Annotated in this window: 14 protein-coding genes; 9 read left to right on the forward strand and 5 right to left on the reverse strand. The window is 66.4% G+C overall.

Going from position 1 to position 15,454, the window contains the following annotated elements; all coding sequences use genetic code 11:
* The 3 genes from GOOTI_RS03370 to GOOTI_RS03380 form a co-directional block, all read right to left on the reverse strand.
* Positions 1-942 (reverse strand): quinone-dependent dihydroorotate dehydrogenase (locus GOOTI_RS03370; protein ID WP_007237154.1); only part of this gene is annotated, 942 nt, incomplete at its 3' end.
* On the reverse strand, positions 936-1,244 hold the full coding sequence (locus GOOTI_RS03375) for a DUF5703 family protein (RefSeq protein WP_007237155.1): 309 nt from the start codon (positions 1,242-1,244) through the stop codon (positions 936-938). The genes GOOTI_RS03370 and GOOTI_RS03375, both read right to left, overlap by 7 nt.
* Complete coding sequence (locus tag GOOTI_RS03380) at positions 1,244-2,365, reverse strand: YncE family protein (RefSeq protein WP_007237156.1); 1,122 nt, start codon at positions 2,363-2,365, stop codon at positions 1,244-1,246. Before GOOTI_RS03380 ends, GOOTI_RS03375 begins: the two co-directional genes overlap by 1 nt.
* A gap of 148 nt (positions 2,366-2,513) precedes the next feature.
* On the opposite strand from GOOTI_RS03380, the gene GOOTI_RS03385 reads away from it, so the two are divergent.
* The 6 genes from GOOTI_RS03385 to GOOTI_RS03410 are packed head-to-tail and all read left to right on the forward strand — an operon-like array spanning position 2,514 to position 7,519.
* Positions 2,514-3,356 (forward strand): undecaprenyl-diphosphate phosphatase, encoded by an 843-nt coding sequence (locus GOOTI_RS03385; RefSeq protein WP_007237157.1) that lies wholly within the window; start codon positions 2,514-2,516, stop codon positions 3,354-3,356.
* Between the two features lie 43 nt (positions 3,357-3,399).
* On the forward strand, positions 3,400-4,290 hold the full coding sequence (locus tag GOOTI_RS03390; RefSeq protein ID WP_007237158.1) for an MSMEG_4193 family putative phosphomutase: 891 nt from the start codon (positions 3,400-3,402) through the stop codon (positions 4,288-4,290).
* Positions 4,290-4,994, forward strand: coding sequence for a DUF3090 domain-containing protein (locus tag GOOTI_RS03395; RefSeq protein ID WP_007237159.1), 705 nt, complete (start codon positions 4,290-4,292; stop codon positions 4,992-4,994). Before GOOTI_RS03390 ends, GOOTI_RS03395 begins: the two co-directional genes overlap by 1 nt.
* A gap of 5 nt (positions 4,995-4,999) precedes the next feature.
* Positions 5,000-5,854 (forward strand): SCO1664 family protein, encoded by an 855-nt coding sequence (locus GOOTI_RS03400; protein WP_007237160.1) that lies wholly within the window; start codon positions 5,000-5,002, stop codon positions 5,852-5,854.
* A gap of 54 nt (positions 5,855-5,908) precedes the next feature.
* Positions 5,909-7,162, forward strand: coding sequence for a cysteine--1-D-myo-inosityl 2-amino-2-deoxy-alpha-D-glucopyranoside ligase (gene mshC / locus GOOTI_RS03405; protein WP_007237161.1), 1,254 nt, complete (start codon positions 5,909-5,911; stop codon positions 7,160-7,162).
* Positions 7,163-7,210: 48 nt separating this feature from the next.
* Complete coding sequence (locus tag GOOTI_RS03410) at positions 7,211-7,519, forward strand: hypothetical protein (protein WP_005173561.1); 309 nt, start codon at positions 7,211-7,213, stop codon at positions 7,517-7,519.
* 10 nt (positions 7,520-7,529) lie between these two features.
* Here GOOTI_RS03410 and GOOTI_RS03415 read toward each other — a convergent pair whose 3' ends face one another.
* On the reverse strand, positions 7,530-8,408 hold the full coding sequence (locus GOOTI_RS03415; protein ID WP_007237162.1) for a PAC2 family protein: 879 nt from the start codon (positions 8,406-8,408) through the stop codon (positions 7,530-7,532).
* 51 nt (positions 8,409-8,459) lie between these two features.
* Between GOOTI_RS03415 and metH the strand changes: the two genes are divergently transcribed.
* Positions 8,460-12,071, forward strand: coding sequence for a methionine synthase (gene metH / locus GOOTI_RS03420; protein WP_007237163.1), 3,612 nt, complete (start codon positions 8,460-8,462; stop codon positions 12,069-12,071).
* Between the two features lie 24 nt (positions 12,072-12,095).
* Here metH and GOOTI_RS03425 read toward each other — a convergent pair whose 3' ends face one another.
* Entirely contained in the window at positions 12,096-13,034 is a 939-nt protein-coding gene (locus GOOTI_RS03425; protein WP_007237164.1) for a manganese-dependent inorganic pyrophosphatase, read from the reverse strand.
* Positions 13,035-13,406: 372 nt separating this feature from the next.
* Between GOOTI_RS03425 and GOOTI_RS03430 the strand changes: the two genes are divergently transcribed.
* Positions 13,407-14,633, forward strand: a complete 1,227-nt coding sequence (locus GOOTI_RS03430) for a putative hexosyltransferase (RefSeq protein ID WP_373279011.1) — start codon at positions 13,407-13,409, stop codon at positions 14,631-14,633.
* A gap of 138 nt (positions 14,634-14,771) precedes the next feature.
* Complete coding sequence (locus GOOTI_RS03435) at positions 14,772-15,440, forward strand: HAD family hydrolase (protein ID WP_039993279.1); 669 nt, start codon at positions 14,772-14,774, stop codon at positions 15,438-15,440.
* The last annotated feature ends 14 nt before the right edge of the window (positions 15,441-15,454 follow it).

Below are 15,454 nucleotides of genomic sequence, written 5' to 3' on the forward strand. Positions count from 1 at the left end.
CCATGCCTGATCAGTCGTCTCGATACCGCCGACACTGATCAGAGCCAGTTTGCCGCCGACACGAGAGTACAAGCGCCGGAGCACCTCCAGCGACCGATCTGCCAGCGGAGCGCCGGACAGTCCGCCCGCACCCATGGCAGCCACCTCGTCGGCGGGTGTGCGTAGTCCCTCGCGTGAGATCGTCGTGTTCGTGGCGACGATGCCCGCGAGTCCCAACTCGACCGCCAGGTCGGCAACCGCGTCGATGTCGTCGTCGGCCAGGTCGGGTGCGATCTTGACGAGCACGGGTACGGAGACCTCGTCGAGCACCGCCGAGAGAATGGGCCGCAGCGAGTCGACTGCCTGTAGGTCTCGCAGACCGGGTGTGTTGGGTGAACTCACGTTGACGACGACGAAATCGGCGTGCGGGCCGAGCAGGCGCGCAGACGTGCGGTAGTCCTCGACGGCACCGTCGAGCGGGACCACCTTGGTCTTGCCGATGTTGGCGCCTATCGGGACCGTGATGCCACGCGCACGCGACGCCGCGAGGTTGTCGGCGGCGGCACGCGCACCGGGATTGTTGAAGCCCATGCGGTTGATCAGCGCATGGTCGGCCGGTAGCCGGAACAGTCTCGGCGGCGGATTGCCCGGCTGCGGCTGACCGGTCACCGTTCCGACCTCGGCGTACCCGAAGCCCAGTAGTCCCCAGGCATCGGCCGCCGCAGCTGACTTGTCGAAGCCTGCCGCGAGACCGAGGGGCGCCGGGAAATCGACCCCGAAGACCTTGTGACGCAACACCGGATCACGATCGACGAACAGTCGTGCGCACAGCGCTCGGGTGAGGCCGACTCTCGTCGCCGCCCGGATCGACGCCATGATGATGGAGTGGATACGTTCCGGGTCGAGCAGGAACATCGCTCTCAGCGCGAGCGGATACACCGCTCGATTCACTCGGGTCAGCACGCCTGCGCACTCCCGTCGGCCAGGTGGTCGCCTCCGCGCCGGCGTGGCGGTTTCTTGCGGCGCAGCAACACCTTTCGCGTTCCATCGGAATAGAGCCGCACCCGAGAGAGTTCCCAACCACCGAACTCTGCCTCGAGTGACAGGCGCATCGACGCGGTGACCCGGGTGACGTCGGGCGGGAGCTTGATCAACATCGATTCGTAGTCCTCCGACGACACCTCCCATCCGCGTGGGTATCGAGCCCCGATGCGGGCACTGGTGCGGTGATGCTGGGGTAGGCGGTGATGACCGGGCACTGACATCAGCGGCCCCCCTCGCCGACCGTCGGAGACGGACTGCTCACAGGATTCCCCCCGGTGTACGGCGGTTCGACGACCTGGACGCCGCCGTCTCTGGTCGACAGGACGTAGACGGCTCCGGTCGTGTCGTCGACGGCGAGCGCATCGGGCTGGGCGACAGCCGCGAAGCGATGCTTCTCGACGGGCTCTCCACCGGCAAGGTCATACGCCACCACCTCGTTGTTCGCCGTCGTCGACACCCACAGGAGGTTGCGGGTGTCGTCGTAGTCTACGGCGTAGGGCCCGTGGGGCACGGGATAGCGAAAGCGCATCACCAGCGGGGATCCGAAGAATCCGATGATCTCGTCGTCGCGGGTGTTCGACACCAGGATTCGTCCGTAGTGGTCGACGGTGGCCTCGGTCGCACCGTTGCCCGCGCGCAGCGCAGCGCCGAATTCGCCGTTCGAGATGTCGACCGGCGTGACCGACGATTGCGCCTTGTCGAGGACGACGACCTGCTCGCCGGGCAGATCGGCTCCGGCGGGGGAGACCGTGATGTCATCGACGCCCACGAACCCGCCGATGTCACGGATCTGCTTGAAATCCTGGCCGAAGACGACGAGGTGACCGTTGCCGGCACCGACGAGGATCTGACCGGAATGCGTCCGGGCCAGCGCTGTCGGCTCCGCGACCGACGTCGGGGAAGTGGAGACGACGCCGTCTGCCCCGATCCGCACCAACGTCTCGGGTCCTGCGCCGACGAATCCGCCGTCGCCCACCCCGATGATCCTCGTCAACCGGGGTGTGCGGATCGTCGTCGATTCGCCGCCGATCGCATCGGTCGACAACTGCAACACCGACGTTCCGTCCGCACCGAGGACGGCCAGAGACTTGCCCGAGTGCGCGAGGACTGTGCTCCGCGCTGGAGTCGGGACGACGGATCCCGCCGGCGGGGCGGCGGGGCCGGCGGGCGCCGCACTGGCGGTCGCAGGGGCGACGGTCTCGGCCTTCTGTGCCGCGTCGTCCTTCGACGACCCACAGCCGACCAGCGACATCGTCGTGGCCAGCGCGACGACGATGACACCGAGCGTCACCGGGTGGCGGCGACCATCGGTCGTGTTCTCGGAGAGCCGGGGTGAGCGCATGTGACCATCTTGCGGGACGGACATCCGACGTCCGCCGAGAGGTCGGCGTCGTCGTTCATCACATCACAGTCCCTCGGCGACACGCGGTCGTGCTGCACGGAGCATCGTCGCCAGCCCACGGCCGGACGGGGCGGTAGCATCGTCGCCCGTGACCGAGACCATGACCTGGGCCCAATCGATCGTGCTGGGTGTCATCCAGGGCCTCACCGAGTTCCTTCCCATCTCGTCGTCGGCGCACCTGCGCATCGCATCGGAGTTGATGTTCGGTGGCGACGCGGGAGCGTCGTTCACGGCGGTGATCCAGCTCGGGACCGAGGCGGCGGTGCTGGTGTTCTTCGCCAAGGACATAGCCAGGATCATCACCGCATGGTTCCGGGGGTTGTTCAACGAACACGAACGCAACCTGGATTACCGGATCGGTTGGTACGTGATCTTCGCGACCATCCCGATCGGCATCATCGGCTTCTTGCTGAAGGACGAGATCCGCACCGCGGCACGCAACCTGTGGGTGACCGCGATCGTGTTGATCGTGTTCTCGGGGGTGTTCTGGCTCGCCGAACGCGTCGCGACACAGTCGCGCTCGATCGAGCAGCTCACGCTGCGCGACGGGCTGGTCATGGGCCTGGCCCAGTGCCTGGCACTCGTGCCCGGCGTGTCACGCTCGGGCGCCACGGCCAGCGCAGGCCTGTTCCTCGGGCTGGAGCGCGAAGCCGCGTTCCGTTTCTCGTTCCTGCTCGCGATCCCTGCCGTGCTCGCCTCGGGACTTTTCAGTCTCCCCGACGCCTTTCACCCCTCGGGCGACGGCATGGAGGCGACCGGAGCGCAACTGGCGGTGGCCACGCTGATCTCCTTCGTCGTCGGCTACATCTCCATCGCGTGGTTGTTGCGTTTCGTCAGCGGTCACTCGCTGAACTGGTTCGGCGTCTACCGCGTTGCCCTCGGACTCGTCGTGATCGCGCTGCTGTCAGCCGGCGTCATCAGCGCGACCTGACCTGCGCTGTGCCCCGGCGGGTGCAAGTGCCTATGGTTGAGGGATGACCGTGATCCTGGTTCGCCATGGCCGGTCGGTTGCCAATACCTCGGGCGTACTCGCCGGCCGCACGCCGGGTGTCGCCCTCGACGACAAGGGACGCGCACAGGCGGCGGAACTGGTGCATCGGCTCGGCTCGGCCGCCGCGCAGATCACCGCGGTGGCCCGCTCACCGTTGCAGCGGTGCGGCGAAACGGTCGCACCGTTGCTCGCCGCCATCGCCGAGCAGACCGGCCGTCAGGTCCCCGAGGTGATCGTCGACGATCTCGCAGAGGTCGACTACGGCAGTTGGACCAACCGATCGATCAAAGACCTGCTTTCCGAACCGCTGTGGAAGGTCGTGCAACAGCACCCCTCCGCCGCGGTCTTTCCCGACGGGGAGGGTCTGTCGCAGGTGCAGGCCCGCGCGGTGGCCGCGATTCGCAGACTCGACCGAGAACTCGGCGGGCCGGACGGATCCGGGGTGTGGGTGGCCTGCTCGCACGGCGACGTGATCAAGTCGATCATCTCCGATGCGATGGGTGCCCACCTCGACACCTTCCAACGAATCGTCATCGAGCCCGCGTCGATCAGCATCGTCCGCTACGGCGCCACTCGTCCGTACGTCCAGACCGTCAACAACACCGCGGTGATCTCCATACCCGCGCCCCCGCCGAAGAAGAGCGACGATGACGCGACCGTAGGCGGCGACAGGGGAGTCGACGATCCGACAGCCGCCACACCGGCCACACCGGGTACCCCCGCCTCTGACAACCCGCCCGTAGAGGGCGTGTCGGCGACGGCCACCACCGCCGAATCCGACCGCGACCGTCGACGGCAACGTGCCGAGACCAGCAACTTCTGCGCAGGCTCCGGTCGGGCGCGGATAATGAACACACGAGAAAAGGAGGTGTGATGTCTCGAGCGATCCATGTGTTCCGCAGCCCGGACCGGTTTGTCGCCGGTACCGTCGGGCAACCGGGCGACCGGACGTTCTACCTCCAGGCAGTCCACGAGGCCCGCATCATCAGCGTTCTCCTCGAAAAGCAGCAGGTGCAGATCCTCGCCGACCGAATCGGTGCTCTCCTCGAGGAGATACACCGCCGTTTCGGCACCCCGATTCCGCCGCCGTCGGACCGTGTCGGCGACCTCAGCCCGCTGGTGATGCCCGTCGACGCCGAGTTCCGCGTCGGAACGATGGGGCTCGGATGGGACGCGGAATCCGAGGCCGTCGTCGTCGAGTTGCTCGCGATCACCGAGGGTGAATTCGACGAGAGCGTCGTCCTCGACGACACCGACGAAGGTCCCGACGCGGTCCGCGTGTTCCTCACCACCGAGGCCGCACGCGAGTTCGCTGCGCACTCGTCACGCGTCATTTCCGCAGGCAGGCCGCCATGCCCCCTGTGCGCTGAACCGCTCGATCCCGCAGGCCACCTCTGTGTTCGCACGAACGGTTACAAGCGTGACGCGGAACTGAGCAAGTCGATCGAATTCGTCGACCCCGAGGTGTTCCGCGATCTGTCGCTCGGGGACGACAGCGGCCTCTACGACTCCGACGCCGAGGGAGAGGGACCCGATACCGACGACGGACCGGAACCCGACGGACCGGGACGGGACTGACGGGTATGTCGGCGGGGGAAGCCGCTGAGGTGCCCGAGGGGAGCGGCGCCGCGTCCGACGAGGTCATTCGCGACGGCGACCTGGTGATCGTGGGACGCATCCCGACGGCGAGCAACGCGACGCTCGTGTGCGACGCGACGCTCGGCGACACCGAGGTGCGGTGCGTGTACAAGCCGATCCGTGGAGAGGTGCCACTCTGGGATTTCCCGGACGGCACCCTGGCGGGCCGCGAGGTGGCCGCGTACCTGGTGTCCGAGGCGCTCGGGTGGCACACGATCCCCACCACGGTCATGCGTGACGGCCCGCTCGGACCCGGAATGGTCCAGCGGTGGATCGACACGCCCGATCCCGACCCGGGAGACCTTCCCGTGGCTCGGATCGACCTCGTCGACCTCTGCCCTCCCGATGCCGTGCCCGAGAACTATCGGCGCATCCTGCGGGCACTCGACCCCGTGGGCGACCAGGTGGTCCTCGTGCACGCCGACGATCCACGCCTGCTGCGCATGGCGGTGCTCGACGTCATCCTCAACAACGCCGACCGCAAGGGCGGGCACGTTCTCGAAGGACTCGACGGCAACGTATACGGAGTCGACCACGGTATCTGCCTGCACTCCGACGACAAGCTGCGCACCGTGCTGTGGGGATGGGCCGGCGAACCGGTGCCCGGTCATCTGATCGCCGACATAGTCGGGCTGGCCGAGGCGTTGGAGTCCGACGATTCGCAGTTGCGGCAGGCGCTCGCGGATCACATCACCGACGACGAGATCGACGCACTCGAGCTACGAGCCATCATCCTGGCGGAGTCGGGGCGGCTGCCGCTTCCGCCACCTCACCGTCCCATCCCGTGGCCCCCGTTCTGACGGCGCGCAACCCCTGTTCGGTTGGCATCCATACGGGCCAATACAGTGGGAGACATGCAATCGTGGCCTGAACCGGCTGTGCCCACCGTCGAGGGATCCGGACCTGCACTCCGCCTCTACGACACCTCGAGCCGCGCCGTGCGACCTGTCTCGCCCGGCAAGATCGCGACCATGTACGTCTGCGGCATCACGCCTTATGACGCAACACATCTGGGTCACGCGGCCACCTACCTCACCTTCGATGTCGTCAATCGGGTGTTGCGCGATCAGGGCCACGACGTGCACTACGTACAGAACATCACCGACGTCGACGACCCGCTCTTCGAGCGTGCCGCACGCGACGGTGTCGACTGGCGTGCACTCGGCTCGGAGCAGATCCAGCTCTTCCGCGACGACATGACCGCACTGCGCGTCCTACCACCGCGTGACTACATCGGAGCGATGGAGTCGGTCGACGAGGTCGTCGAGATGGTGGGCAAGCTGCTGGCATCGGGTGCGGCGTACGTCGTCGACGACCAGGAGTTCCCCGACGTCTACTTCCGCGCCGACGCCACCGAACAGTTCGGCTACGAGTCGGGCTACGACCGGGAGACGATGGAGCGGTTTTTCGCCGAACGGGGCGGCGACCCGGACCGGCCGGGCAAGCGTGATCGACTCGATCCGGTGCTGTGGCGGGCCAAGCGTCCGGACGAGCCGTCGTGGGAGTCGCCGTTCGGACCGGGACGTCCCGGCTGGCACGTCGAATGCTCGGCTATCGCCCTCAACCGTCTCGGCATCGAGTTCGACATCCAGGGCGGCGGAAACGACCTGATCTTCCCGCACCACGAATTCTCTGCGGCGCATGGTGAGGCGTACACCGGTGAGCGACGCTTCGCGCGCCACTATGTGCACACCGGCATGGTCGGACTCTACGGCGAGAAGATGTCGAAGAGTCGGGGGAACCTGGTGTTCGTGTCGGTCCTACGTCGCGCCGGCGAGAACCCGGCCGCCATCCGGTTGGCGTTGCTCGCCGAGCACTATCGCGCCGACCGCATGTGGAGCGACGCGGTTCTCGACGAGGGACGAGCCCGTCTGGGTCGCTGGCAGGCGGCCACGTCGGCCGAGACCGGACCCGACGCCGCACCGGTCATCGCTCGTGTGCGTGAGCATCTCGCCGACGACCTCGATACACCGAAGGCACTCGCGGCGGTCGACGGATGGTGTCGGGATGTCGAACAGGGGATCGGCTCGTCGACGTCGGCTCCCGGCGCCATCGACGATGCCGTCACGGCGCTGCTCGGCGTCGAATTACGCGACCGGACACGATGATCCGACTCGATTCGAACACCCGCGGCGACGCTTAGTAGAGTTCTCCGGGTGGCCCGCGTTCAGGAGATCCGACCCAGCACCGAATCCGGCGTGTACACCGTGATCACCCGGACCTCGACGTATCTGCTCGACTTCAACGACATGACTCTGCTGCGAGCTCCCGGAGTGGGTGGCACCGACAGCGAGGAGTGGGCGGTCAGCAGATTACGGCGCGACTCCGAGGACATCCCGTTGCTGGGCGTGAAGTCGTGCCGGGTGGGTGAGTCCGCCCAGTTCTGGGTACGAGCCGCCGACGATCCCGACGTGCGCACCTGGCGCATCACGACCCCGGTCGTCTCCATCGAACGGATCGACTGACGGCAGTGGGTCAGGCCCCGAAGGGTCCCGGCCGACGTCGCTTGAGGTAGCGCTCGAACTCGGCGGCCAGCGCGTCGCCGTCGATCTTCGCCATCGCCTCGTCCGTGTCGAGTTCGGCGTCGCCGCGCTCCTCGAGACCGCGAACGTACTCGGCGATCTCCTCGTCGTCCTCGGTCATCTCGGTGACCGCCTGCTCCCACTCCTCGGCCTGCTCCGGCAATGTGCCGAGCGGAACCTCGATGTCGAGGACCTCTTCGACCCTGTTCAACAGAGCGACCGTCGCCTTCGGATTCGGCGGAGTCGAGACGTAGTGGGGCACCGCGGCCCAGAACGAGACCGCGGGGAGTCCGGCCTGCACGAACAGATCCTGCAGCACGCCGGTGATCCCGGTCGGTCCCTCGTAGCGGCTCTCGGCCAGGTTGTATCTCTCCGCCGCGTCGCTGCTGTACGCACTGCCGGTGACCGGCACGGGTCGGGTGTGGGGGGTGTCGGCGAGCAGAGCACCGAGCATCACCGTGGTCTCCACACCGAGCTCGTGCGCGAGGTCGACGATCTCCGCGCAGAAGGCGCGCCAGCGCATGTTGGGTTCGATGCCGCGCACGAGTACGATGTCACGGTCAGCGCCCTCAGGGCTGCAGTAGGAGATCGACGTCGTCGGCCAGTCGATGCGACGGGTCACACCGTCGATCTGCTTCACCGTGGGCCGATTGACCTGGAAGTCGTAGTAGTCGTCGGCGTCGATGTCGACAAGGGGGCGTGCATCCCAGGTCAGCGCGAGGTGCTCGACAGCACTGCTGGCCGCATCTCCTGCGTCGTTCCAGCCCTCGAAGGCAGCCAGCAGGATCGGCCGGCGCAACCGGGGAAGGTTCGACAACTGCTCTGCGTTCACCGAACCAGCCTACGACCTGACCACAACAGAGAGCGAACTACGCTGAGAACCATGTCCGACCCCACCCGCACCGACAGCGACTTCGACACGACGTTCCTCACGGACATGTCGCGTCGCGTACTCATCGGCGACGGGGCCATGGGCACCATGTTGCAGGCCGCGGATCTCACGCTCGACGATTTCAACAACCTCGAGGGCTGCAACGAGATCCTCAACGACACGCGCCCCGATGTGCTCGCAGACATCCACCGCGCGTACTTCGAGGCCGGAGCCGACGCGGTCGAGACCAACACGTTCGGGTGCAATCTCTCGAACCTCGGCGACTACGACATCGCCGACCGCATTCGCGAGCTCTCGTTCAAGGGCACGTCCATCGCCCGCGGCGTCGCCGACGAGATGGGTCCGTCGAGCGACGGGACCGGGCGCTATGTACTCGGTTCCATCGGTCCCGGTACCAAGCTGCCGAGTCTGCGCCACACCACGTTCGACGTCATCCGCGACGCCTACTTCGAATGTGTCGCAGGCATGCTCGACGGCGGAGCCGACGCGATACTCGTGGAGACGTCGCAGGATCTGCTGCAGGTCAAGGCCGCGGTCGTGGCTGCGAAGCGCGCGATGGCTGAGCTCGGTCGTCGCATCCCGATCATCTCGCACGTCACCGTCGAGACGACGGGCACCATGCTGCTCGGCTCCGAGATCGGCGCAGCACTGACCGCGATCGAACCACTCGGTGTCGACATGATCGGCCTCAACTGCGCTACCGGTCCCGCGGAGATGAGCGAGCATCTGCGGTATCTGTCGCGTCATGCCCGTATTCCCGTGTCGGTCATGCCCAATGCCGGTCTGCCGGAACTAGGTCCCAACGGCGCCGTCTACCCGCTGCAGCCACACGAGCTCGCGGAGTCGTTGGCGACCTTCGTCGGCGAGTTCGGCCTGTCGTTCGTCGGCGGATGTTGCGGTACGACGCCCGATCACATCCGCGAGGTCGCCGCCGCGGTCTCCGAGGTGACGAAGGCCAGGCGGACGCCGCAACACGAATCCGAGACGTCGTCGCTGTACACGGCTGTGCCGTTCGATCAGGATGCCAGCTTCCTGGTCATCGGTGAGCGGACCAACTCCAATGGATCCAAGGCGTTCCGGGAGGCGATGATCGCCGAGGACTACCAGCGCTGCCTCGACATCGCCAAGGACCAGACCCGCGACGGCGCGCACATGCTCGACCTGAACGTCGACTACGTCGGTCGGGACGGTTCTGCCGACATGACCGCACTCGCCAGTCGCTTCGCGACGTCGTCGACGCTGCCGATCATGCTCGACTCGACCGAACCGGAGGTGATCCGGGCAGGTCTGGAGACCCTCGGTGGTCGCTGCGCGGTCAACTCGGTGAACTACGAGGACGGCGATGGACCCGACTCGCGGTTCGCGCGCATCATGCGACTCGTCGTCGAACACGGGGCCGCGGTGGTCGCGCTGACCATCGACGAGGAAGGTCAGGCGCGTACCGCCGACTGGAAGGTCCGTGTGGCGGAACGCCTCATCGCCGACATCACCGGCAACTGGGGACTCTCCGAAGAGGACATCATCCTCGACACGTTGACCTTCCCGATCTCGACAGGCCAGGAAGAAGTCCGCAAGGACGGGATCGAGACCATCGAGGCGATCCGTCGTCTGCACGAGTCCCACCCGGACGTGCACTTCACCCTCGGTATCTCCAACATCTCCTTCGGCCTCAATCCCGCTGCGCGCCAGGTGCTCAACTCGGTGTTCCTGCACGAGTGTGTTCAGGCAGGTCTTGATACCGCGATCGTCCATGCGTCGAAGATCCTGCCGATGGCGCGCATCCCGGAGGAACAGCGTGAGGTTGCACTCGACCTCGTCTACGACCGCCGACGACCGCGCGGGACGAACGGGGAGGACGACCCGGGATACGATCCGCTCCAGAAGCTCATGGAGCTGTTCGAAGGCGTCTCGGCGGCGTCGGCGCGCGAGTCGCGTGCAGCCGAGCTGGCGAAGCTACCACTGTTCGAGCGGCTCGAGCGGCGCATCGTCGACGGTGAACGCAATGGGCTCGAGGCCGACCTCGACGAGGCGATGACGCAGAAGCCGCCACTGGAGATCATCAACGAGACCCTGCTGTCGGGCATGAAGACCGTCGGCGAGCTCTTCGGTTCCGGCCAGATGCAGTTGCCGTTCGTGCTGCAATCCGCAGAGGTGATGAAAACCGCTGTCGCGCATCTCGAACCACACATGGAGGCAACGGGCGAGGACGGCAAGGGTCGTATCGTGCTCGCGACCGTGAAGGGCGACGTCCACGACATCGGCAAGAATCTCGTCGACATCATCCTGAGCAACAACGGGTACGAGGTCGTCAACATCGGTATCAAGCAACCGATCTCGACAATCCTCGAAGTGGCCGAGGACAAGCGCGCCGATGTGATCGGCATGTCCGGTCTACTCGTGAAGTCGACGGTCGTGATGAAGGAGAACCTCGAGGAGATCAACGCCCGAGGACTCGCCGACAACTATCCGGTGCTGCTCGGCGGAGCGGCTCTGACGCGCTCCTACGTCGAGAACGATCTCTCGGACACCTACGAGGGCGACGTGCACTATGCGCGAGACGCCTTCGAGGGTCTGCGGTTGATGGATGACATCATGGCGCTCAAACGCGGCGGGGGATCGGTGCCGGAGAGCGCCGACTCGATTGCAGCCGCCCAGAAGGCCGCCGAACGCAAGGCACGCCACGAACGCTCGAAGCGCATCGCCGCCAAACGCAAGGCCGCCGAGACGCCCGTTGAGATACCCGCACGCTCCGACGTGGCCGCCGACAACGATGTCCCGACCCCGCCGTTCTGGGGGACGCGCATCATCAAGGGCGTGCCGGTCGCCGACTACCGCCAGCTGCTCGACGAGCGTGCACTCTTCCTCGGTCAGTGGGGATTGCGTGGCGCGCGCGGCGGCAACGGGCCGTCGTACGAGGAACTCGTCGAGACCGAAGGCCGGCCCAGGCTGCGGTACTGGATCGACAGGCTCTCGACGGAGGGGATCCTCCAGCACGCCGCCGTCGTCTACGGGTACTTCCCGGCCGTCAGCGAGGGCGACACCGTACATGTATTGACCGAGCCGCGTCCGGATGTGCCTGTCCGGCACAGCTTTTCGTTTCCTCGTCAGCAGCGGCCGAAGTTCCTGTGCATCGCCGACTTCATCCGCTCGCGTGAGGACGCGATCACCACAGGACAGGTCGACGTCCTGCCGTTCCAGCTCGTCACGATGGGACAGCCGATCGCCGACTTCGCCAACAAGCTCTTCGCCGACGACGCCTACCGCGACTACCTCGAGGTACACGGAATCGGCGTGCAGCTGACCGAGGCGCTGGCCGAATACTGGCACCAGCGGGTGCGCAGCGAACTGATGGTGGGCGACCGGTCACTGGGTACCGAGGACCCCGACGCCGCGCAGGGCTTCTTCGACCTCGAATACCGCGGAGCGCGTTTCTCGTTCGGTTACGGCGCCTGCCCGAATCTCGAGGACCGCGCGACGATGATGGAACTGCTCGAGCCGGAGCGGATCGGGGTCGAACTGTCGGAGGAGTTGCAGTTGCATCCCGAGCAGTCGACAGACGCGTTCGTGCTGCATCACCCGGAGGCGAAGTACTTCAACGTGTGAGTGCGCTCAGGCTGACCATCGGCGCTACGTGGCGCGCAGTACCTCGGTCAGCTGCGGGACGATCTGCTTCTTCCTGGACACGATCCCGGGCGCTTTGGCGTGGCCGTCGTGAACCGTCACGCCGAGCGCCTTCTCCACGGCGTCTACGGGTGCGCCGACGACGAGCAGGTCGGAGTCGACCTTCAGCACGTCGGTGAGGAGCAGGAGGAACAGGTCGTATCCCTCGTGCTGCGCTTCGGTGTTCATCGCGGCGAGGAACTCGTCGCGGCGGGCGAGCAGGGCGTCGACGTCGACGGTGTTGATCTGTGCCACACGGACGGTCGTCGACCCCATGGTGTAACTCTTCGCATCGCGGTCGATGAGTTCGGCTGCCGACGCGTCCCCGACGTCGGAGCCCGCGCGCAGCAGCTCGGTGCCGTAGGTGTCGAGATCGATCCCTGCGCGGTCGGCGAGTGCTGTGGCCGCGCGGCGGTCGAGGTCGGTGGTGGTGGGCGAGTGCAGCAGCAGCGTGTCGGAGATGATCGCCGACACCATCAACCCGGCGATGTCCGGGGGCGGCTGCAAAGAGTTCTCGCCGAACATGCGGGACAGGATGGTGCAGGTGCAGCCGACGGGTTCAGCCCGAAACCACAGGGGCGCTGCGGTCTCGAAATTGGCGATCCGGTGGTGATCGACGACCTTGGTGATGGTGACGTCGTCGATGTCTGCCACGCTCTGCTGGCGTTCGTTGTGGTCGACGAGGATGACCTCATCCACGTCGGGCCGCGCGCGCTCGATCACGCGCGGCGCCACCACACCGAAACGGTCCAGTGCGTGACGGGTTTCGGCCCCCGGTGAGCCGAGCGCCACCGCTTCGATGTCGAGCGCGGAATCGAGTGAGCGTTCGAGATGCGCCATCGTGATGGCCGAGGCGATGGCATCGGTGTCGGGGTTACGGTGACCGAAGACGAAGACCTTCGACATGGTTCCTCCTGGTCTACTCGGTGTGCCGCCCTCGACACTACGGCCTCGTGAGCCCCCGGGTCCCGCGATCACGCGCCACATCCGACCGGGAAGAAGCGACATCGCGGCCCGGTACGACTACGGCATGGTCATCTCGGCCGAATCCGACAGCGCGCTCCCACCGGCTTCCCAGGTTCGCCGAGCATCGTTGTCGTCGTGTCGTTGACTCTCACTCCTGCAGGCCCAGACCGCTCAGTCCCGGACACCGCCCTCGATGTCGAGCATTCGCGAGGTACCCGCCGCCCGACGCCGCGATGGGCGCGGTGGGCGATCCTCACGCTCGTGTTCATCGTTGGTCTCGGCGTGCGGTGGTACTTCCTCGACCGTCAGACAATGGACTATCCGAACTTTCTGAGCCGGTGGTACGACACCCTCGACCAGCGAGGATTCGGAGCCTTTCGTGAGCAGTTCGCCGACTACAACTATCCGTATCTGTATCTGATCTGGGGCCTCACGATCCTTCATGTGCCATCCCTGATCGGCATCAAGGCGCTCTCGATCACCTTCGACGTCGTGCTGGCGGCGCTCGCATACCGGATCGTTGCTCTCCGCACCGACCGATTCTCGTTGCGCGCGTTGGCCTTCGGCATCGTGTTTCTCCTGCCGTCGGTGATCATGAACAGCGCCTGGTGGGGTCAGGCCGACGCCATCTACACCGCATGCGTGGTGGCCGGGATCTACTTCCTGCTCCGAGCGCAGTCCGGCGGGGCCCGGCGCGGCGAGCCAGGCCATCGTGCCTATGTGTGGAACTTTGTCTTCGCGTGCGCCTGCTTCGGACTCGCACTCGGGTTCAAGCTCCAGGCGGTGTTTGTGTTCCCGGTACTGCTGTGGTTGCTGATCCGTCGTCGACTTCCGTGGTCTTCGTTGCTCGCTGTCCCCGTCGTGTATCTGCTGCTCGACGTGCCCGCGGTACTCGCCGGAGCATCGTGGTCCACGGCGTTGTCGGTGTATCTGAATCAGGCGGGCTCCTACAAGCAACTCACGCTCGGTGCGGCTAATCTCTATCAGCTCATTCCGATCTCCGGCGATGCCACGTGGCTGGCTCACCTCGGTGTCGGACTGGCAGCACTGGTGGTGGTCGGGTTCCTTGTGTGGTCGGTGTGGCGGAAGCCTTCCGTCACCCCCACGTCGATTCTCGTGGTGGCGACGGCGAGCGCAGCGATCGTGCCCTTCCTGCTACCCGCCATGCACGACCGCTATTTCTTCACCGTCGAGATCCTCAGCGTCGTTGCCGCGTTCTTCCTACCGCTGTGGTTCGTCGCGATTCCGGTGCTGATCCAGGCGTCGGCCATCGGTGTCTACCACTCGTCGCTCACCGGCGACCAGGGTCGGGGCATGGGGTTCGGCGGACAGCACGGGTTCGGGGGACGACAAGATGACGCGGGCGCGCCGAGCGGTGGCCCGGGCGGCCACGGCGGTCGGGGAGCCGACGGCTACACCTCGGGACGCGGCGATGCCGCACTGACCGTGTACGCATCCTTCATGGCTGGAGCCGTCATGGGCCTGATCTACACGGCTGTGCGCGTCGTCGGTGTTCGGCCCGGCAATCGCGCGCACTGACCCTCGATGGTCACTCCCACCGACTCCGCCGACCGTGTCGGGGCGCCTCGCGCGCCAGTGGGCCGCGGGTGCGTGCGGGGGAGTGAGCCGCCTCACCCGGATTCGCACTCGGCAGGCGCGGTCGGGAATGATGCCCATGTGACGAGCCAACCCGTTTTGCCTGCTGCGGTCCTCTGGGATATGGACGGCACCCTGCTCGATTCCGAGAAGCTGTGGGATGTGGCCGTCGCCGAACTCTCGGACCGGCACGGGTACGCGATGACCCCGGAACTGAGGGAGTCGACACTCGGCAACTCGATGACCGACGCGCTGACCAAGGTCTTCGACGCCTCCGGTGTCCCGCTCGACGCACGCGACTACGCCGCCGACGAGCGGTGGTTGCTCGACCGCGTCGCCGAACTGTTCGCCGACGACCTGCCCTGGCGACCGGGTGCGCAGGAGGCGTTGACCACGATCGCCGACGCGGGTATCCCGATGGCGCTGGTCACCAACACCGTTCGCGAGCTCACCGACCAGGCGCTCGACACCATCGGGCGGCACTTCTTCGCGGTCACCGTGTGCGGCGACGAGGTCGAACACGGCAAACCGGCACCCGACCCGTATCTGCGCGCCGCACGACTGCTCGGCGTCGACGCGAGTAGGTGTGTCGCCGTGGAGGATTCACCCACGGGCACCCAGTCGGCCACCGCGGCGGGCTGCACGGCGATCGTCGTGCCATCGGCCGCCGACGTTCCGCTGGGCCGTCGTCGTCAGTTCCGGGACAGCCTCGACGGCCTGACACTCGGTGATCTCGGAATAGGGGAATAGGCCGTTGCGCGGTC

The sequence above is a fragment of the Gordonia otitidis NBRC 100426 genome, assembly GCF_000248075.1.
Taxonomy (GTDB): domain Bacteria; phylum Actinomycetota; class Actinomycetes; order Mycobacteriales; family Mycobacteriaceae; genus Gordonia; species Gordonia otitidis.